This window comes from Rhodococcus baikonurensis (assembly GCF_040489275.1).
In the GTDB taxonomy this organism is placed as follows: domain Bacteria; phylum Actinomycetota; class Actinomycetes; order Mycobacteriales; family Mycobacteriaceae; genus Rhodococcus_F; species Rhodococcus_F baikonurensis.
The window spans coordinates 41,510-60,359 of sequence record NZ_JBEUOQ010000022.1 but is presented as its reverse complement, the minus strand read 5'-3'; the positions used below and the strand labels follow the sequence as shown (position 1 = coordinate 60,359).

Genomic DNA, 18,850 nt, shown 5'->3' with positions numbered 1-18,850 from the left:
CGAACGTAGGTGAGCTTCAAATCATGGAAATTCCGTACATTCCCGAATACGCACCGTTCACCGGCGACCAGCGAGCGTGGCTTTCCGGATTCCTGGCCGGTCTTCACTCACGAACCGTCATGCCCGGTCAAACCGGTACTGCAACAGCAACTGTGGAAAGAACTGCCGGGGCAGCCGTGCACATCCTCTTCGGAAGCCAGACCGGCAACGCGGAGTCCGTGGCCGAAGACGCGGCCGCTGCTGCTCGTGCCCACGGTCTCGAACCACTTGTCGCGGGTCTTGACACCGTGGATATCAACGCACTTTCCGCCATGCGCCGGGTACTCGTGATCACCTCGACCTACGGCGAGGGCGAGATGCCTGACAACGCGCAGCTGTTCTGGGACGCAGTCGAATCCGAGAGCGCCCCCAGATTGGACGGTCTCTACTTCGGCGTGCTTGCACTCGGTGACACCAGCTACGACGGCTACTGCCAGTCCGGCAAGAACATCGACGCTCGCTTCGAAGCGCTCGGCGGGACCCGCGTTGTCGACCGCACCGATTGCGACGTCGACTACGAGGATGACGCGGCCGAGTGGATCGTTCGTGCCGTCGCTGCGGTGGCGGGCGTGGACGGTGATGCCGGTCCGGGCGGCGACACAGGCGCTGCGGTGGTGCCGGTTGCATCCGGTTCACTGAAGACCAAATCCCAATGGACGCGCAAGAACCCCTATCCTGCAACTGTTCTCGCCAATCGACTGTTGTCCGGTGAGGGCTCCGCCAAGGAAGTCCGCCACTTCACCTTTGCACTCGGCGAGGATGGTCTGGACTACGAGGCCGGAGATGGATTGGGAATCCGCCCGATCAACGACCCCGCTCTCGTCGACGCCATCATCCGTCAACTCGGGGTGAGCGGCGATTGCGTCGTCACGGCGAAGGACGGCTCGTCCGTGCCGCTGGACCAGGTGTTGACCAGCGATTACGAGATCTCGATTCCCTCTCGCGATCTGATCGACGACATCGCCCGACGCAGCGGAGACGCCGAACTGCAGCATATTCTCGACACCGAAGATCGGGAAGCGCTCGACGCGTGGCTGTGGGGCAAAGATGTGCTCGATCTTCTGCAGCTGGGCACCACAGTTCGCCTGAATCCCGAAGAGTTGCTTGGTCTTCTGCGCCCTCTTCAGCATCGGGTCTACTCGATCTCGTCCAGCCCGCTGGCCCATGACGGCACCGTGCATCTGACGGTTGCGAGTGTGCGCTACCGCTCGGGCGAGCGGGATCGCGGCGGCGTCTGCTCGACGTATCTTGCGGATCGGGTAGGCGAGGGAGACCGGGTCGGAGTTTTTGTCTCCAAGAACAATTCGTTCCGTCTGCCCGCCGATGATGCTGCTCCCGTCGTGATGATCGGACCCGGAACCGGCATCGCACCCTTCCGCGCTTTCCTGCACGAGCGTCGGGCGCGGAACGCGTCGGGGCAGAATTGGCTCTTCTTCGGCGATCAGCATCAGTCGAGCGATTTCATCTACGAGGACGAGCTCAACGGCCTGACCCGTGACGGTGTCCTGACGCGTCTCGACCTCGCCTTCTCTCGTGATCAGTCCGAGAAGATCTACGTCCAGACACGTATGCGCGAGCAGGGCCGAGAGTTGTTCGCCTGGCTCGAGAAGGGCGCGCACGTGTACGTCTGCGGCGACGCCACCCGGATGGCGAAGGACGTCGACGACGCATTGCACGAGTTGGTCGCCGAGCACGGCGGGTTGGATGCGGATACCGCTGAGGACTACGTCAACAACCTCAAACGATCGAAGCGGTACCTACGGGATGTCTACTGAGATGTGTCCCCACCGTGGTGAATGCCGTTGCGCAGCTGTGGCGCGCATGTCGGACCTGGACGCGCTGCTTGCGCGTCCAGGATTCCGCGGTGGACTGATCGACACGGTACCCGGGGTAGTCGGCGAAATGTTGTCCCTCTTGGGCGATGTCGTCGCGATCACCGTTGCGGGGCCAGTGGCTGTCAACGACTCGGGAAAGTACGCCGTTCCCACCGTTCCCGGTGATCCGCTGGTCTGCACGCCAGGACTCGTCTCTCTGCGTTTGAACCCTTCCGCCCTCGGTTCGGTGGTGACCACTGATGCAGAGCAGCACCTTCCGCCGACGCTCCGGATGTTCGACACTCACGGATCGAGTTCGCACACCACCTATTTGACCCCGGCCTCGGATCGTCTCGCCTTCGAAGCGATACGAAACGCGGCCGACGCTTCGAGGGAAGCCAACCCTCCCATCCAGACGTCGAATACGCCCGCATTCTGGGCCGAAGCCGATCAGCTGACACAACTCGACTTCATCCTCGCGGACAGGGGCAGCGAACGCCGCAACGGTTTGGTCGCTCTGGGCGCCCTCGGCTACCGGAGAATCGATCCTCACCTCATGGCTGCCGGGATGGAGCACCTGTCCTACCAACAACTGCCCGTCACGACGGTTGTCGCCGGGAACGGCTGCCTGCAGATTCATCGCGGTGATCTCGACGCGGCAGCCATGTTCGGCGGAACGCTGACTCTAGCCTCGGACACCTGCCGGACGATGATCGACCTGAACGGCGTCGCGGAGTGCTGGCTGACCCGCACGCACGGCGTTCACGGACTGACCAGCTCGATCGAGATGTACGACTTCCGCCGAAAATGCGTGGCAGTCTTCACCCAAACAGGTCCAGCCGAACCCGCAGTCATGGACATGTGGGAAGACGTGTTGACTTCCATTTCGGCCGCATCCTGACGCCGACGGCTGCCAATCGAGTGTAAGAAATCGGCGTACTGCGATAACCAAGAGTGGCAACCGAAGCCTAACCTCAGGTTTCGGTCACTTGTCGTGCCCGCACCCTGACGCTGATTCAAGGAGTTATCCATGCCCCGCCCTCTCGTCGAACCATCGCTGGTCCCGGCCTTGCGCCCGGCGCTGCCTGCATTGGCCGCCGGGGTGGTCGCGGCGGCTGCGTCGGGGGTCGCGATGCTCGGAGCGCTCTGGTGCGTCGTGCAACTCATCGGTGAACCGTCCATGAGTTGGGCCGAATGGGCATGCGGGCTCTGGCTCGTCGGCGTCACGCTCGCCGCCACGTCGTCGTGGCTCTCGCACCACGCCGAGGCGCTGTTCGAGGCCAGGCTCAGGCGCCAGCTCGCTGCCCACGTCGTCCGGTTGCCGGCAAGCACGCTGTCCCGCTACAGCGGGGACGCGCTGAGAAGGCTCGTCTCCGAAGACATCTCGGCGCTGCACCATATGACTGCGCACCTACCTGCCGAGTTCGCGACGCTCGTGGTGGTCCCGGCGCTCACGATCGCGGCGCTGGCCGTCTCAGCCGGCCCGGTGGCGCTTCTCGCTCTGGCTCCCGGCATCGTGGCAGCACTGTTCTATGTGATCGTGATCCCTCGAATGGCTGCGCGGTACAGCGCTGAACGTGCGGATGTCATGGGCGACATCGTGACCGCCGTGGACGACTATGCCCGCGGCATCCGCGTCTGCCGGATCTACGGCGCGCAGACCGGTGCTGCCGCTGACTATGCAGAATCGACAGCACGGTTCACTCGGGGAATGCAGGAGCGCGTTCGACTCGTGGCGACCCCTGCGGCCGTCGCCGTTTCCCTCATGCAGGCGACGGCAACGTTTGCGATCGCCTATGCCGTCGGATTTCGCTGGGATGCACCGACATTGGCCGCCACCATTCTCTTCAGTCTCGCAATCGTGACACCGGCCCTGCGGCTCGGGCACGGCCTCGACTACGTCGCGGCTGGACGCTCTGCTGCAGTCCGACTCGCCGCAGCGCTGGAGGAAGCCACCCTCCCGGCTGGTGAAGCATCAACCGTTCCGGCCGCCAGTCCCTCCGATCGACTGGAGATCCTCGGCCTGACTGTCACGATCGCGGACCGCAGAGTCATCGACGGCGTCACGCATGCATTCCGCCCGTCCGCAATCACTGCGATCACGGGACCGAGTGGAGCGGGCAAGTCGACGCTGCTGAAAGCACTGGCCGGCTTCGAAATCCCGGATCTGGGTACCGTCCGCTACGCGGGCCAGAGCGTCGACACTATCGACGAGAACCTGCGGCCACGGTCCATTCTGCTCACGCCTCAGGGCGCAGACGTATTGCCTGCCACGGTGCGCGAGAACATCGCGCTGGCCGCCCCCGACGCAACAGACGCGGAATACGCCGCAGCGCTTCGCCGGGCACAGATCGACGTCAGCCTCGATGTCGATGCCGCTTCACTCTCCGGCGGAGAACGTCAGAGAGTCGGGCTTGCTCGGGTATTCCTTTCGCCCGCAACAGTACTGCTGCTCGACGAGCCGACCAGCGCACTCGACGATCGGACAGCGGCCGAACTGTTGAAAGAACTACGACATCTCGCACACGACGAAGGAAAGACGATCGTGATCGTCACCCACGACCCCGCTCTTGCAGACGACGCCGACGATCGGCTCGACCTCCGGAGTCTCATCGCATCCGATGCTGCCCTGACTGGAGCCGAACAATGAACAGCACCACTGCAGCCCGTCGACGCTTGATCACCATCGGACTCGGTTGGGTGTCCGTCGCGGTCCTCGAGGCGATCGCGTACACCACTCTCGCGCTCTCGATCGCCGATCACCGGCCGCCGGTTCTCGTCCTGGCCACGGCCGCAATCGCCCTCTTCGTGACCGTCCTGGTCTCGCGGGGCGGATATTTCACCGGGGCTCGACTCGTCGGCGATCTCTACGACGCGCTCGGGGATGCCTTCGCCCGCGCGAAGCTGTCCTGGTTCACCGACGACAACCGGGCTCTGCTCGCCACCGTCACCGGGCGCGGGATCCCGTCGCTGATGAGTGTTCCCGCACACCAACTTCAGACCTTCCTCGTTGCACCGCTGATCCCGCTGCTCCTGCTTCCTGGAATCGCGGTCGTCGCGGGACCCGGAGTCATGCTGCTCGTCGGGGGACTTCTCGCGGTGTCGCTCGCAGCTCAGACGCTGGCCCAACGCGCTCTCAGCCGAGCGGACGAGCGCCGGCACGAGGTTGAACTCGCTGCGACGCAGTCAACTCTCGAGCTCACCGACCATCTCGAATTACTGCGTACAGCAGCGGGTCCCACTCGTTCCGTCGAACGGATCGAGCGAAGCTGGCGGGATCAGGAAACCGCGCTTGCACGGACCAATCTCGCCGCGGCGCCAGCGACATTCATCTCGGCGATCGCGGCGATCGTGCCGCTGGCAGGTGCAGTAATCTTCCTCGCCGCCACCGGATTCGACGATCCTGCAGCCGCTCTCGCGCTCGTCGTCCTCACCGCCCGCGCCGCCGCCCCGCTCGACGAACTCGCACTGGCCGGAATCGGAGTCAATGAACTTCGCGCGACGGTTCGCGACTACCGCACCGCGACTTCAGCTCCCGCGCTGCCCGAGCCTGAACCCCAGGACGCAGGTCGCCCGGCAGGAACCGACATCAAGATCGTCGACGTGGATCACGCGCCAGTTCTGCGCGGCATCAACGCGCAGATCCCCGCTGGTGATCGCGTGCTCGTAGCGGGACGCTCCGGTACCGGGAAGAGCACACTTCTCGGGCTGCTCATGCGCTTCGACGACCCGGACGAAGGCAGCGTCACTCTGGGCGGAGTTTCATTGCGCGACTTGCCCTACGACGACCTGGCCGCGCACATCGGCTACGTGTCGCAGGATCCACTCATGTTCTCCGGCACCCTCGGGGAAAACATCGGACTGGGAAGACCTGGGGCTAACGAAACCGAGATCGAGGACGCCGCCAGGCGCGCTGCCCTCGGCGCCGTTCTCGACCGCTCGACGCTCGGCATTCATCAGGACGTCGGACACCAAGGGTCCGCTCTCTCCGGTGGCGAACGTCAGCGAGTGGCGATCGCTCGCGCCTTCCTCAAAAACGCACCCGTGCTTGTGCTCGATGAGGCCACTTCGGCTCTCGACGAGGGCACCGAGCGCCGCATCGCCGTCGCTGTGCAGGAATTGGCGGCCACCGTCTTCGTCGTCACCCACCGCGACCCCTCCATCTGGGAGCCGACCCGCACGATCACGCTCTGATACCGCCTACCTGACGGAGCGCTGCAACAGTGCGGCTTCCATGCCGCCCGATTCTTCCTTTCAGCTCAGCCGCTCGATGACAGTGACGTTCGCGGTTCCGCCACCCTCACACATGGTTTGGAGTCCATACCGTCCGTCAATGCGTTCCAGCTCGTGCAGCATCGTGGCGAACAGCTTGGTTCCGGTGGCTCCAAGAGGGTGACCCAATGCGATTCCACCACCGTTGGGGTTTACTCGGGAGGGATCTGCACCCGTCTCGATCAGCCAGCTCAGAACTACCGAAGCGAATGCCTCGTTCATCTCTACGGTATCCATCTGGCCGATCGACATGCCTGACTTCGCGAGCGCAAACTTGGTCGCTGGTATGGGTGCCGACAGTTGCAGCATCGGATCGTCGCCGCGCACGCTCATATGATGAATACGCGCCCTCGGCTTCAATCCATGAACCTCGAGCGCCTTCTCGGAGACGATCAAGGCCGCTGACGCGCCGTCACAGATCTGCGAGGCCACAGCAGCTGTCAGTAGCGAGCCTTCCCTCAGCGCGGGCAATGCAGCCATCTGCTCCAAGGATGTCTCTCGTGGGCATTCGTCAACGACGCAGTGACCCAGTGACACGGTCTCACGCTCGAATCGCTCGTCGGCGATGGCAGCACGGGCACGCTGATGCGATTGCAGTGCCCATTCCTCCATGTCCTCACGGCTGATACCCCACTTCTTGGCAATCAGGTCGGCACCGACGAACTGTGAGATTTCGGCCTCGCCGAATCGAGCAGCCCACCCCCGTGACTTACTGAAGGGTGTGTCGAATCCGTATTCGTTGCCGGCACGCATCGCCGCAGAGATAGGAATCGCAGACATGTTCTGCACACCGCCGACAAGCACCACATCTTGGGTCCCACTCATGACTGCTTGTGCTGCGAAGTGGATGGCTTGCTGTGAAGATCCGCATTGTCTGTCGACTGTCGTTCCCGGGATATCCAGCGGTAAGCCTGCTGCAAGCCAGGCGGTACGGGCGATGTTGCCCGATTGCGGCCCGATAGCGTCGACACAACCGAAGATCACGTCGTCGACAGCCATCGGGTCCAGTTGGGTGCGGTCGAGAATCGAGGTGATGACATGGGCTCCCATGTCCGCCGGGTGTTCCCCGGCGAGCGAGCCGTTCCGTTTACCCACCGGAGTGCGGACTGCATCGACTACATAGGCCTGGGGTGCAACCATACGAACTCCTTCGAAATCGAGCTTTTGTCGGGCGTTTTGATGTCCACACTCTAGCGATCAAGCATTTGCTTGGTATGCGAAGCGTGATTTTGACACCCACCCTTACCCGCGGGCCAGAGGTCGCCGAGTCCGGGCATGCCCCTAGACGACCAACCCGGTGTCGACAGGCCTGATCTTCGTGATTCCATCCAACGAAACCCACTGCTGTCGAAAGTATTCGGCAGTCGACACTCGACCTCCCAATGTCACACGGCAGCCCACGCCGTATCAACCGCACGTAGATGTGAAGCAGCAGAAGTTGCGAGAACACCTGCGGGCGTTCAGCTTCTAGCGAAGCGAGTACACCATTCGCATCCATCGCCTCCACTGTAGAGACATTCAACCCGTCTCGCGAGCGGCACCAAGTTGCTCGAGCTACACCACCTGCCGGCCGGCCGAAGCATGAAAAGTTAGTACTTTCGGTGGAGCCCAATGAGATAGGGCAGTTCACCGCGCATTACAGGGTACATGTACCGATACTCGTTGCAGGACAACGATTCTACCGACAGCAGCGCACTCGGTGATTTGCAAACCGTCACTGATCTGAAACGTGGATCCCCTTGCGGCAATTGCACTCCGGGTACAGTATGAGCACCACACCGTCTTCGATTACCGGAGGTTACCGTGATGAGTCTCGTACGCCGATTGACCGCCTGCGCATCCGTAGTTGCCGTTTCGGTTCTGGCACCCGCAGCCATCGCCTCCGCGGCAGTCACAGTTCCGTTCCAAATCAACCCGGCACCGTTCGGGAACCCCAATGGCAGCTTCGACGCGCCTCCTGTCCGCTGCGTGGCGGTAGTCGGCGAACAACCTGGCACGGTGACGATCACCGGCGCCCCAGACGCCCGGTGGGGATGCATGCTGTCGACCGAAGTGCGTTGGCTGAACCTCTCGACAGGGACCTCCGGCACCGGTCGGCTTTCGGGCGACAACCAAGCAACCCCGGGTGAGACCACCCTGCAGACCGGGGCCGGGCAAGTTGCGGTCACCATATTGCCTGCCGCCGGACCGGTCACTCCAGGTTTCGCAACCTTTTTCGTGCCATAGGTAACCCCGAAACCCGGGGTTCTTGCTGTACGAACAACCCGCCGCCACACAATCATGTGGCGACGGGTGAGCGCTTTCCGTTCTCCAGTTGTCCGCCTACAGCTTCTCGCTGATGAGCGGAACGACATGCTCAGCCGCCCACATCGTTCCGATCGGACCACCACTCGTGATCGCCCACAGAACGTCCCCACCGTCGGCGGTACGAGGAGGCAGAGCGACCCAATGCCCGGATGACACGGCTCCCAGCGCCTGGAAGAGCTTTCCATCGGTCAGCTTGTCGAAATCCTCTTCGCTGCCGGCAGCGCTGCGGCCGATCAGCAGGAAGTCCGCATCGATGTTCTCGAGAAGTTCCTCGCCGACGGTGCTCTGGGTGACGAATTCCTTTGCGCGCGGGTTCTCGGCGAAGCCGAGCTCACCCAGGAATGTTGCCGGAGCCGAACCGGGTGCTGAAAGATACTGCAGCCCATTGCCGGTTCCGTAGAAGATCGCCCAGGTTGCAGTCAAGCCCGCGAGTTGCGGGTTCTCCTGGCGCACGTTCGCGAAATACCGGTCATGGTCGGCCACGATCTTTTCGGCCGCCTTCGAGAGGTCGAGGGTCTCGCCGAGTACGCGAATCGATTCCTTCCACGGTACGAGCATCCGCGATTTCGTGTCGGGACTCGTCACCACCGGTGCGATGGAGGACAAACGCTCGTAGTAGTCGCCCATGGACAAACCACCCAGGCCGTCAGCCCAGCCGACGGCAACGATGAGATCAGGCTCGCTCGCGGCGATGGCTTCGACGGGAAGTGTTCCGCCCATCGCGAACTCGAAAGTGTCAAGATCCTCTGCGTCGTAAGGCAACAAGTACGACTGGGAAGCCGATTCCTTGACCATCGACGAGGAGAGGACCGGTTTAACGCCGAGGGCGAGGAGCATTTCCGTGTCGACAGCATTGGGCACGATCGCGGCGATACGCTCCGGCCGCTTCTCGAGAACGCTTGTACCGTAAGGGGATTCCAGGGTGAGCGGGTAGGTGGTCGTTCCTTCCGCCGCGGGAAGGGCACTTCCTTCCGAATTGGGGGAGGATGCCGTTTTCGAGTCTTCGGCCGGGGCCGAGCACCCGGTTACGAGGAGCGCTGCGGCGAGCGCGACCCCGATCAGTCCGGTGATCCGTGATCGTCTGGTGCGCAGGACTGTCATTTCTGCCTTTCGGTGTTATCGAGCGCTGTCGGTCTTACTGAGTACAGATGTCGGGTGAGCGATGGAGCCAGGTCAGGAATCTGCACGTACGGCCTCGCCGCGTTTCCAGTAGCCGGTGAAGTCGATGTCGGTCTTCGCAATTCCTCGATCACGAATGAGGTACCGACGAAGCGAGCGAACCGTCGCCTGTTCGCCTGCAAGCCAGGCGAATACGCGTTCGTCACACCATTCGGCGGCAGTGACCGCGTCGAGTAACAAAGAAGTGGTGCCGGGCTCGGCCCCCTCGCGCGGCAACCACGTGACACTCACCCCGGGCAACTCGCGCACCGATTGAATGTGAGCTGAGTTCGCAATTTCGACGAACACCTGCCCCCTGGTATCGGCGGGCAATCCTTCGAGCAGACGCGCGATCGCAGGGAGCGCCGTCTCGTCACCGACGACCAGCAGATGCTCGCAATCCTCCGGAAGTCCCTGCGATACAGAGGGACCCGCGATGTGCATTCGGTCGCCCGGACCGGCGCCGCGTGCCCAGGCGGTAGCCACTCCACTGCCGTGAACGACGAAATCGACCTCGAGTTCCCTTGTTCGCGGATCGTAGCGACGCACGGTGTAGACGCGGGCAAGTGGGCGGCGCCCCGCAGCGAAAGTCACACTGCCGTCGACCATCACCGGTAGGACGGGGTCGATTTCGCCAGGGTAGGCGAACAGCAACCGAATGTCGTCATCGAAGCCCGTGCTGGTGAAGGCAGGCTCGACGTAACCGTCGGCGTTGGTAAAGGTTTCGAGCTGGGTGCCGGTGAGCGTTACTCTCCTCATGCCCGGCGTCACGTCTGCCACCCGACATACCTCGAGTTCACGCAAGGTGACGGGGTACGCCGTTGTCGGACGGGTGTTTCGGGGCACGGAAAGACTCCTCGGAAGCGCACAGACGGGGGTTCGGCCCACGTTCGATCACGGCGAGACGGCCAGTAATTAAAGCTAGCCTGCCCTAATCGGATACGGTTATCCGTGCGTGCCGACTTCTTACACTCATCGGTCGCCTGTGCGAGAAGGCATCTACATTGGGGGCATCGTGGGACCACGGTTGGTGTTCTCTGCGGGAGAAGTCCCCGAAATCCCTGCCGCTCGACTCGCCTCGATTGCGAATGAACGCGAGCCGCTGCTGTTCTGGGTACACACCGGACGCGCAGAACTGCAGATCGGCGACCGCGTCCGCAACGTGCCCGCGGGGGCCGCAGTGTGGGTACCGGCGGGAATCGCGTACAGCATTCGAGTGGACCCGGAGGCGGTCGCATTTCCCATCCCGATGCCCGCTGCCGACCTGCCTCCCACGTTGAACCGAATCATCGACTTCGAGATCCCGGCCGCCTGGCAGGACTGGCTCGTCCACCAGTTCGCACACAACTTGGGATTTCTGCGCGGTGGGACGGCCGTGGGTGCCGGGCTGCTCGAGCTGGTCGCGGGAGCCCATGCCAAAAAGTCGGGCGCTTCGGTGCCGCACTCCCCGCCGAGATTGCCTCGCTCGGCCGAAACCCTCGAGATCGCTCGCACACTTCTTCGGACACCAGCCGACGACACCGAACTTTCCCAGTTTGCCCGGCAACTCAAGATCGGTGTCCGCACCCTGCAGCGCCGATTCACCGAGGAGACTGGGTTGTCTTTCGTGCGTTGGCGTACCTCGGCCCGGATCGCAGCAGCAACCGCCTACCTGGACGCCGGACGCGAAATCGGTTGGACGGGTGGACAGGTCGGATTCGCGACGCCCGCGGGATTCACCCGCGCCTTCCGTGAACACACCGGCATGACACCAAGCGCCTACGCACGTGCACACCGAGGTGCGGCGCCGATCCATGAGAACGAAACGTTGGCACAGAGCGTCGCGCTGTTGTCCGAGGAAGGCACCCAACCACGCTCGGCACCGATACCGCCGACGATCTCCGCAAGCGGAACATGGGCTAGGGTCAACGACTTTCACGTCGTCGTCTGGATATATCGAGGCTCCGCCCGGGTTACTTTCGGCGACCGAACGTGGAATCTGAGGCGGGGCGACGCGATGTGGCTTCCAGCGGGAGTTCGCAACAGTGTCGAGATCGCGGAAGGCTCTCTACTACTTCCCCTCGGGTCCCAGCCGGGCGCCTCTCCGGTCGCCGCACCGCCGCCACGTGTGCTGCACTTCGCGCGCGAAGCGGAGAGGTATCTGTTGCACACGGTGGTCGCGAATTACACCCACCTGCGCCCCGAGATCCACGACCCGGCGCGGATCTCGAGGCTGGTCCGCAACTCTGCGGCGGCTCGTCCACATGGCAGTCGTCAGAGCGATCCAGTCGAGACGATCCTTGGCGCGCTTCGGGCCGACCCCACCGATTCGCGCACGCTGTCGGAGTGGAGCGCTCGACTCGGCGTCGACGAGAATTTGCTCCACCAAGGCTTCACTGAGGCCACCGGCCAGAGCTACCCACGCTGGCGTGCCCAATTACGTATGACCCTCGCCCGTGCTCATCTCGAGGAGGGTCTCTCGGCCGGAGAGACTGCCCGCCGACTCGGCTACGCGCACGCCTCCGGCTTCACCAAGGTCTTCATCGCTGCCCACGGCATGTCGCCGCGGGCTTACCAGCGCCGCGGTTGGCGGGGCGCGGCCGAAGGTCTCATCGACTCGTGACCCTTCGGTCGGAGTATTCCGACAGGCCCCACTACACGAACAATGCGGCGGCCATTCCGGCGAAAACCAGGGAGATGGCAAACAAGTAGAGACGCAGAATTCCGCGATATCTCTCGCGAGCCTGCTCCACTTCGTACGAACTGCTCAGTGTCCTGAAGAGAACTATGAGCATCAGAGCGACGGCTGTGAACAGTGTGACCACGATGACCCAGTCGGTCGTGGTTTCCACCGGCGCTTTGCCGTCGTCGCGAATTGCCCACTGAGCCAGAAAGTTCAGCAAGAACCCCAAGATGATGCCGAGCGAAGTCACCATTGGCTGGCGGGTATCCCGAATGTCGTCATTCATGCTCACTACTTTCTTGACTGAATTTTCAGTCAGGGTTTATGCTCTGTGCAAGTAAGTCGACGCCAGAAAAATCTGGTGGGATCGAACAGTAGCTGGATGTTGGCCCGTTCGCGCGATGAACAGATTCCTCGGCGACCAAGCGAGCACGCGAAAAACAGAAGGAGTCACCGCAATGCACAGACGTCGGTTCATTCAGGCAGGCGCCGCTGCGCTCAGTGGCCTCTTTTTGGCAGGTTGCGGCGATTCCGACTCAGCCTCGGGCGGGAGCAACGGAGATGACGATCTTCGCGAGTGGGTGATGCCGGAAGAGGGTGATCCGCACAAGCGCACCTGGATGGCGTTCGGCGCCAGCGAAGCGATCTGGGGAGCGGCCCTCCTGCCCGAGGTCCAGCGCAACCTTGCGACGATCGCGCAAACTATCGCGCAGTTCGAGCCCGTCTCGATGCTAGTCCGTTCCGAGGAGCTGGACTTGGCACGCACCCTCGTCGGCCCATCCGTCGAACTGATCGCCGCACCTCTCGACGACCTCTGGATGCGCGACACCGGTCCCGTATTCGTGAAAGGCAACGGGACCAAAGCGGGTATCGATTTCAACTTCAACGGCTGGGGCGAGAAGCAGGATTTTGATCAGGACGGCCGCGTCGCAGCGTTTGTCGCAGCCCGCGCGGGTGTCGAATCACTGCCAACCGATCTGATCCTCGAAGGCGGCGGCATCGAGGTCGACGGCGAAGGAACGGCCATCATCACCGAAAGCTGTGTCCTCAACGACAACCGCAACCCGGGATGGTCGAAGTCGGACGTCGAGGCCGAGCTCGGCCCCCTGCTCGGTCTCGACAAGATCATCTGGCTACCCGGGATCGCAGGCAAGGACATCACGGACGGCCACACGGATTTCTACGCCCGCTTCGCGCGACCGGGTGTGGTGGTTGCCGGACTCGACACAGACCCGGAGTCGTTTGATCACGACGTGACCAAACGTCACCTCGAGATTCTCGAGAACGCAACCGACGCACAGGGACGAAACCTGGATGTTGTCGTCCTCGAGGCGCCTGTTTCGATCAGGCCGGACTTCGAATCAGATGATTTCGCTGCCGGATACATCAACTTCTACGTATGCAACGGAGCGGTCATCGCCCCTGAATTCGGTGACCCCGAGGCCGACCAGGCCGCCAAAGGCGAGTTGGAGCGCCTCTTCCCCGACCGTCGTGTCGTGCAGATCAACATCGACGCAATCGCCGCCGGTGGTGGCGGTATTCACTGCACCACCCAACAGGAGCCTGTGGACTGAAAACCCGCCCCGACCATCCTCGTAGAATTCGGACTCGTGTCGAACCGTCAAACGCAAATCTTGGAAGCAGCAGTCCGCGTCATCGCTCAGCACGGCGTACGCGGACTGAGAGTGGAGACGCTCGCTGCCGAGGCCGGCGTGTCGACGGCACTCATCTACTACCACTTCCAGAACCGCGCGGGTGTGCTGCGCCGGGCCCTCGATCACGTCAACGATCGCGCCGCTCTGTACACCGAAAGCGCCTTCACGGAGACAGACCCGCGTGCGCAGCTCGAGCAGATGCTCCTGCTGGAGTTTCAGAATTCCCCGAAGATTCGGGAGAACAGCATCGCCTGGGGCGAACTCCGAGCAAGCGCTGTCTTCGCCGACGAGCTGCGCGAGCCGCTGCGCACCACGACTCAACGATGGGCAGACGACGTCGAATCCTTGATCCGACAAGCGCAGGAATCCGGGCTCGCTGACCCGAAGGCAAGCCCGGCCGACGCCGCCGAACGACTCACTGCACTGGTCGAGGGTTTGAGTGAACGCTGGCTGAGCGGCTCGATGTCCATCGAACGAGCCAGAGGACTACTCGTCGGCGCGATCAGCGTGGAGATCGATCCGAAGTAACCCTGAACCGTTAGTCGGTGCCCTTCGATTCCGGCGACAGGGCCGGGAACCATATATCGGTCAGAACCTCGGCCGCTTGAACCCGCGTCACGTCGATCGTCCCCTGCACGGCCCAGCGTGTGAAGAATCGCTCCAGCTGACTCACGAGCAGTTCGACGCGCAACCTCGCCTCGTCGTGCTGTTCCACCGGCCACCGGCCCAGATACTTGGGCATGGCGTTCGGTAGTTCGGTCATACCGTCCCGCGCTGTCTCGCGGAACTCCGGTTCGAGTGCCACGGCCTCGTCCCACGCCGGCAGCAGGCGCTTGTTCTCGTCGAACCAGTCGAAGGCACGTTCCAGCCATGCGGTGAATTCCACGCGAGAGTTCGTGTCGAGGACTCGATCGAGATCGATGTAGAAAGCGAACGCACTCGCAGCCATCCCGGCCGCGCCGATCGTCCTGAGCATCTCCACCTTGCTGGCGAAATGCACGTAGAACGTGGCTCTACTGCATCCGACGACCGAGGCGATGTCGTCGACCGTGACTGCCGCATATCCCCGCTCTTCGAACAGGGTGCGTGCGGCGTCCACGAGTTTGGCCCGCGTCGCGCGTTTCTGCTCGTCGCGAAGGGTCCCCCGCCTGTTCTTCGGGCCATCGGTAGTCGTGCTCACGTCGCCAACCTTGCTCGCATTTCGACCTCCTGGCAAATCACCGACTCACCGTCATCAAAAAACATTGCGTCATTCATTGACACATTGTCAGCGAATGACGCACTATGACTCAAGTCACTTCTCGGGCTTCGATACTTCTTCTCGCACGCCCCAGACAGAACAGAAAGCGATGGCGAATGAGCCCCTCCCCCTTGCCGAGCGTGTGCATCATCGGCGCCGGGCCCACCGGAATCACGACGGCCAAGCGAATGAAGGAATTCGGAATACCCTTCGACTGCTACGAAGCGTCCGACGAGGTCGGCGGAAACTGGTACTACAAGAACCCCAACGGAATGTCTGCCTGCTACCAGAGCCTGCATATCGACACGTCGAAGTGGCGCTTGGCATTCGAGGACTTCCCGGTCTCCGCCGACCTTCCCGATTTCCCCCACCACTCCGAACTCTTCCAATACTTCAAGGACTACGTCGAGCACTTCGGCCTGCGTGAGTCGATCATCTTCAACACCAGTGTCGTTGCAGCAGAACGTGATGCAGACGGACTGTGGACCATCACGCGCTCCGACGGCGAAGTTCGCACCTACGACGTCCTGATGGTCTGCAACGGACATCACTGGGATCCCAACATCCCCGACTACCCGGGTGAGTTCGACGGCGTGCTGATGCACAGCCACAGCTACAACGACCCGTTCGATCCGATCGACATGCGCGGCAAGAAGGTTGTCGTGGTCGGAATGGGCAACTCCGGCTTGGACATTGCTTCCGAACTGGGCCAGAGATACCTCGCCGACAAGCTCATCGTCTCGGCGCGCCGCGGCGTGTGGGTGTTGCCGAAATACCTGGGCGGCGTGCCGGGAGACAAACTGATCACCCCGCCCTGGATGCCTCGGGATCTGCGCCTGTTCCTGAGTCGGCGATTCCTCGGCAAGAACCTGGGAACCATGGAGGGCTACGGACTACCCAAGCCAGACCACCGTCCGTTCGAGGCCCACCCGTCGGCCAGCGGCGAGTTCCTGGGACGCGCCGGATCGGGCGACATAACCTTCAAGCCCGCCATCACCAGACTCGACGGAGAGCAGGTTCACTTCGCGGACGGCACTTCCGAGGACATCGACGTGGTCATCTGCGCCACCGGCTACAACATCAGCTTCCCCTTCTTCAGCGATCCGAATCTTCTGCCGGACAAAGACAACCGATTCCCACTCTTCAAACGAATGATGAAGCCCGGAATCGACAACCTCTTCTTCATGGGACTGGCGCAGCCCATGCCGACGCTCGTCAACTTCGCCGAGCAGCAGAGCAAGCTCGTCGCGGCCTACCTCACCGGTAAATACCAACTGCCGTCCGCCAGTGAGATGCAGGAGATCACCAAGGCCGACGAGGCGTACTTCCTCGCTCCCTATTACAAGTCACCGCGACACACCATCCAGCTCGAGTTCGATCCCTACGTCCGCAACATGAACAAGGAAATCGCCAAGGGCACCAAGCGCGCAGCGGCCTCCGGAAACAAGCTCCCTGTTGCGGCTCGTGCAGCAGCACACGAACTCGAGAAGGCGGACCGCGCATGAGCACGGTGAACGGTCATTGCAACAACGAGTTCGACGCCGTCCGCACCGCCTTCGAGGCTCAACTCGAATCCGGCGAAGAACTCGGCGGGTCCATCGCCATCACCGTCGCCGGAGAATCCGTGGTCGATCTCTGGGGCGGGTACGCCGACGAATCCCGTACCACTCCTTGGGGTCCGGACACCATCGTCAATACGTTCTCCATCACCAAGACCATGACAGCTCTGTGTGCGCTCCTGCTGGTCGAACGCGGCCAATTGGATGTGTTCCAGAAGGTCGCTCATTACTGGCCCGAATTTGCGGTAAACGGCAAGGAAGACATCGAAGTTCGCCACCTCCTCTCGCATACGTCCGGAGTCTCCGGCTGGGAACGCCCGATCGAACTGAAGGACATCTACGACCTCGAGGCGTCCACCACCCGCCTCGCTACGCAGAAGCCGTGGTGGACCCCCGGTACGGCGTCGGGCTATCACGCGATCAACTACGGCCATCTCGTCGGTGAGGTCATTCGTCGCATCGACGGGCGGACTCTCGGCAGGTTCTTTGCCGAAGAGCTCGCCGGTCCACTGGGCGCCGACTTCCACATCGGCACGTCCGCAGAGCACTTCGGCCGAATCGCCACTCTGGTTCCGCCGCCCGCACTGGAATTCGACCTGTCTACTCTCGACCAGGACAGCATCTTCATCAAGACCCTGACCTGCCCATTGCTCGACTATCCCGAGGTCAACACCGCGCCCTGGCGGGAAGCTGAAATCGGCGGAGTCAACGGTCATGGCAACGCCCGTTCGATCGCTCGGGTCCAATCCTTGATCTCGAACGGTGGTGTGCTCGACGGCCAGAAGTTGCTCTCGCAGAGCACCATCGACCTGATCTTCGAGATCCAAGCCGACGGTATCGACCTCGGGATCATGACTCCGCTCAAGTTCGGCATCGGATACGGACTGCCGCACCCGGATACCGCACCCCTGGTTCCCGACGGACGCGCCTGCTGGTGGGCCGGTATCGGCGGCTCGATGCTGGTCAACGATCTGGACCGTCGGATGACCTTCGCCTACGTCATGAACAAGATGGCGCCGGGTCTGATCGGATCCGATCGCAGCAACGCGTATCTGAGTGCCGCATACAACTGCGAGATCAGCGAGGTCAACTCATGAAGGCAGCTCAGCTCATGGGGCCTGGTCTCCTCGAGATCAACGACGTGCCGGTCCCCGAGATCGGTCCGTCAGAACTACTGATTCGGGTTGGTGCAGCGGGAATCTGCCACTCCGATCTCCATCTCCTGCACTTTCCGTACAAGATGCGCGAAGAGCCGCTGACCATCGGCCACGAGATCGCCGGCACCATCGAAGCGGTCGGGACCGGCGTCGACGGTCGCTCGGTCGGCGAACGCGGCGTCGTCTATCTGTGCTGGTCGTGTGGACAGTGCCGAGAATGTATGAGCGGCAACGAGAACATGTGCCTCGCCGCTGGACGCACCGCCATGCCGCCCTGCCCCGGGCTCGGTCCCGAAGGCGGGATGGCCGAGTACGTCAAGATCCCGGCTCGCTCCTTCGTACCCATCGGAGACCTCGACTTCCTGCAGGCCGCACCACTCGCCGATGCAGCACTGACGAGCTACCACGCCATTCGCGGCGCACGCGAACATCTCCAGCCCGGTGCCACCGCCGTCGTGATCGGCGTCGGCGGACTCGGTCACGTTGCAGTACAGATACTTCGCGCAATCAGTGCCGTGCGCATCATCGCCGTCGATGTCGGACAGGATCAACTCGATCTCGCCAAACGCTGCGGCGCCGACATCACGCTCGAATCGGGACCGGACACCGCGCAGCAGATCCTCGACCTCACCTCGGCCAGAGGCGCAGAAGTCATCTTCGACTTCGTCGGTGTCGATGCAACTGCTCAGATGTCCGTTCAAGCGGTTGCGCCGAACGGCGCGTATCGCATGGTGGGTCTGGGAGGCGGAAACCCCGGGATCACCGCCGAAGCTGCCGGTGGACCGGGCTGGCCGTGGGGCGCATCGATCCGGAAGTCCTATGGCGGCACCAGAAACGACCTCGTCGATTCCATCGCCCTGGCACAGGCCGGTCTGGTAACGGTAGAAGTAGCCCGCTTCGACCTCGCTGATGCCCGCGACGCACTCGACCGTCTCGAACACGGCAAGGTCACCGGACGCGCAGTGCTCGTACCCTAATCTTCGAAAG

At 62.6% G+C, this 18,850-nt stretch carries 16 protein-coding genes; 11 read left to right on the top strand and 5 right to left on the bottom strand.

Annotated features, from left to right (window positions below):
• Positions 1–23 precede the first annotated feature (23 nt).
• The 4 genes from ABWI03_RS30595 to ABWI03_RS30580 all read left to right on the top strand — a co-directional run bounded on the left by ABWI03_RS30595 (position 24) and on the right by ABWI03_RS30580 (position 6,047).
• Positions 24–1,814 (top strand): sulfite reductase subunit alpha, encoded by a 1,791-nt coding sequence (locus tag ABWI03_RS30595; RefSeq protein WP_298775787.1) that lies wholly within the window; start codon positions 24–26, stop codon positions 1,812–1,814.
• Between the two features lie 46 nt (positions 1,815–1,860).
• Entirely contained in the window at positions 1,861–2,754 is an 894-nt protein-coding gene (locus ABWI03_RS30590; RefSeq protein WP_298775785.1) for a ChuX/HutX family heme-like substrate-binding protein, read from the top strand.
• Between the two features lie 129 nt (positions 2,755–2,883).
• Positions 2,884–4,503, top strand: coding sequence for an ATP-binding cassette domain-containing protein (locus ABWI03_RS30585; protein WP_298775783.1), 1,620 nt, complete (start codon positions 2,884–2,886; stop codon positions 4,501–4,503).
• Positions 4,500–6,047, top strand: coding sequence for an ATP-binding cassette domain-containing protein (locus tag ABWI03_RS30580; RefSeq protein WP_298775781.1), 1,548 nt, complete (start codon positions 4,500–4,502; stop codon positions 6,045–6,047). The genes ABWI03_RS30585 and ABWI03_RS30580 overlap by 4 nt, the downstream gene beginning before the upstream one ends.
• A 60-nt stretch (positions 6,048–6,107) precedes the next feature.
• On the opposite strand, the gene ABWI03_RS30575 is transcribed toward ABWI03_RS30580, so the two are convergent.
• A complete protein-coding gene (locus tag ABWI03_RS30575) occupies positions 6,108–7,265 on the bottom strand; it encodes an acetyl-CoA C-acetyltransferase (RefSeq protein WP_298775779.1) in 1,158 nt (385 codons plus the stop codon).
• Positions 7,266–7,931: 666 nt separating this feature from the next.
• Here ABWI03_RS30575 and ABWI03_RS30570 point away from each other — a divergent pair.
• A complete protein-coding gene (locus tag ABWI03_RS30570; RefSeq protein ID WP_298775776.1) occupies positions 7,932–8,351 on the top strand; it encodes a hypothetical protein in 420 nt (139 codons plus the stop codon).
• A 96-nt stretch (positions 8,352–8,447) separates the two neighbouring features.
• Here ABWI03_RS30570 and ABWI03_RS30565 read toward each other — a convergent pair whose 3' ends face one another.
• Positions 8,448–9,533, bottom strand: a complete 1,086-nt coding sequence (locus ABWI03_RS30565; protein ID WP_298775774.1) for an ABC transporter substrate-binding protein — start codon at positions 9,531–9,533, stop codon at positions 8,448–8,450.
• A gap of 72 nt (positions 9,534–9,605) precedes the next feature.
• Complete coding sequence (locus ABWI03_RS30560; RefSeq protein WP_298775771.1) at positions 9,606–10,436, bottom strand: siderophore-interacting protein; 831 nt, start codon at positions 10,434–10,436, stop codon at positions 9,606–9,608.
• Between the two features lie 169 nt (positions 10,437–10,605).
• On the opposite strand from ABWI03_RS30560, the gene ABWI03_RS30555 reads away from it, so the two are divergent.
• Positions 10,606–12,192, top strand: a complete 1,587-nt coding sequence (locus tag ABWI03_RS30555) for a helix-turn-helix domain-containing protein (protein ID WP_298775768.1) — start codon at positions 10,606–10,608, stop codon at positions 12,190–12,192.
• A 31-nt stretch (positions 12,193–12,223) separates the two neighbouring features.
• Here ABWI03_RS30555 and ABWI03_RS30550 read toward each other — a convergent pair whose 3' ends face one another.
• Positions 12,224–12,538: a hypothetical protein gene (locus ABWI03_RS30550; RefSeq protein ID WP_206029123.1), complete on the bottom strand. Its 315-nt coding sequence runs from the start codon at positions 12,536–12,538 to the stop codon at positions 12,224–12,226.
• Between the two features lie 172 nt (positions 12,539–12,710).
• Between ABWI03_RS30550 and ABWI03_RS30545 the strand changes: the two genes are divergently transcribed.
• Together ABWI03_RS30545 and ABWI03_RS30540 are read left to right on the top strand one after the other, a co-directional pair.
• Positions 12,711–13,826: an agmatine deiminase family protein gene (locus ABWI03_RS30545; protein ID WP_298775765.1), complete on the top strand. Its 1,116-nt coding sequence runs from the start codon at positions 12,711–12,713 to the stop codon at positions 13,824–13,826.
• 36 nt (positions 13,827–13,862) lie between these two features.
• Complete coding sequence (locus ABWI03_RS30540) at positions 13,863–14,435, top strand: TetR/AcrR family transcriptional regulator (RefSeq protein WP_298775763.1); 573 nt, start codon at positions 13,863–13,865, stop codon at positions 14,433–14,435.
• A 10-nt stretch (positions 14,436–14,445) separates the two neighbouring features.
• Here ABWI03_RS30540 and ABWI03_RS30535 read toward each other — a convergent pair whose 3' ends face one another.
• The gene (locus tag ABWI03_RS30535) at positions 14,446–15,087 is read right to left on the bottom strand and encodes a TetR/AcrR family transcriptional regulator (protein WP_172436663.1); all 642 of its coding nucleotides are present in this window, start codon (positions 15,085–15,087) and stop codon (positions 14,446–14,448) included.
• A gap of 176 nt (positions 15,088–15,263) precedes the next feature.
• Here ABWI03_RS30535 and ABWI03_RS30530 point away from each other — a divergent pair, with 176 nt between their 5' ends.
• The 3 genes from ABWI03_RS30530 to ABWI03_RS30520 are packed head-to-tail and all read left to right on the top strand — an operon-like array spanning position 15,264 to position 18,840.
• Positions 15,264–16,652, top strand: a complete 1,389-nt coding sequence (locus ABWI03_RS30530; protein WP_298775754.1) for a flavin-containing monooxygenase — start codon at positions 15,264–15,266, stop codon at positions 16,650–16,652.
• A complete protein-coding gene (locus ABWI03_RS30525) occupies positions 16,649–17,803 on the top strand; it encodes a serine hydrolase domain-containing protein (RefSeq protein WP_298775752.1) in 1,155 nt (384 codons plus the stop codon). Before ABWI03_RS30530 ends, ABWI03_RS30525 begins: the two co-directional genes overlap by 4 nt.
• Positions 17,800–18,840, top strand: a complete 1,041-nt coding sequence (locus tag ABWI03_RS30520; RefSeq protein WP_298775750.1) for an NAD(P)-dependent alcohol dehydrogenase — start codon at positions 17,800–17,802, stop codon at positions 18,838–18,840. Before ABWI03_RS30525 ends, ABWI03_RS30520 begins: the two co-directional genes overlap by 4 nt.
• Positions 18,841–18,850: the final 10 nt, after the last annotated feature.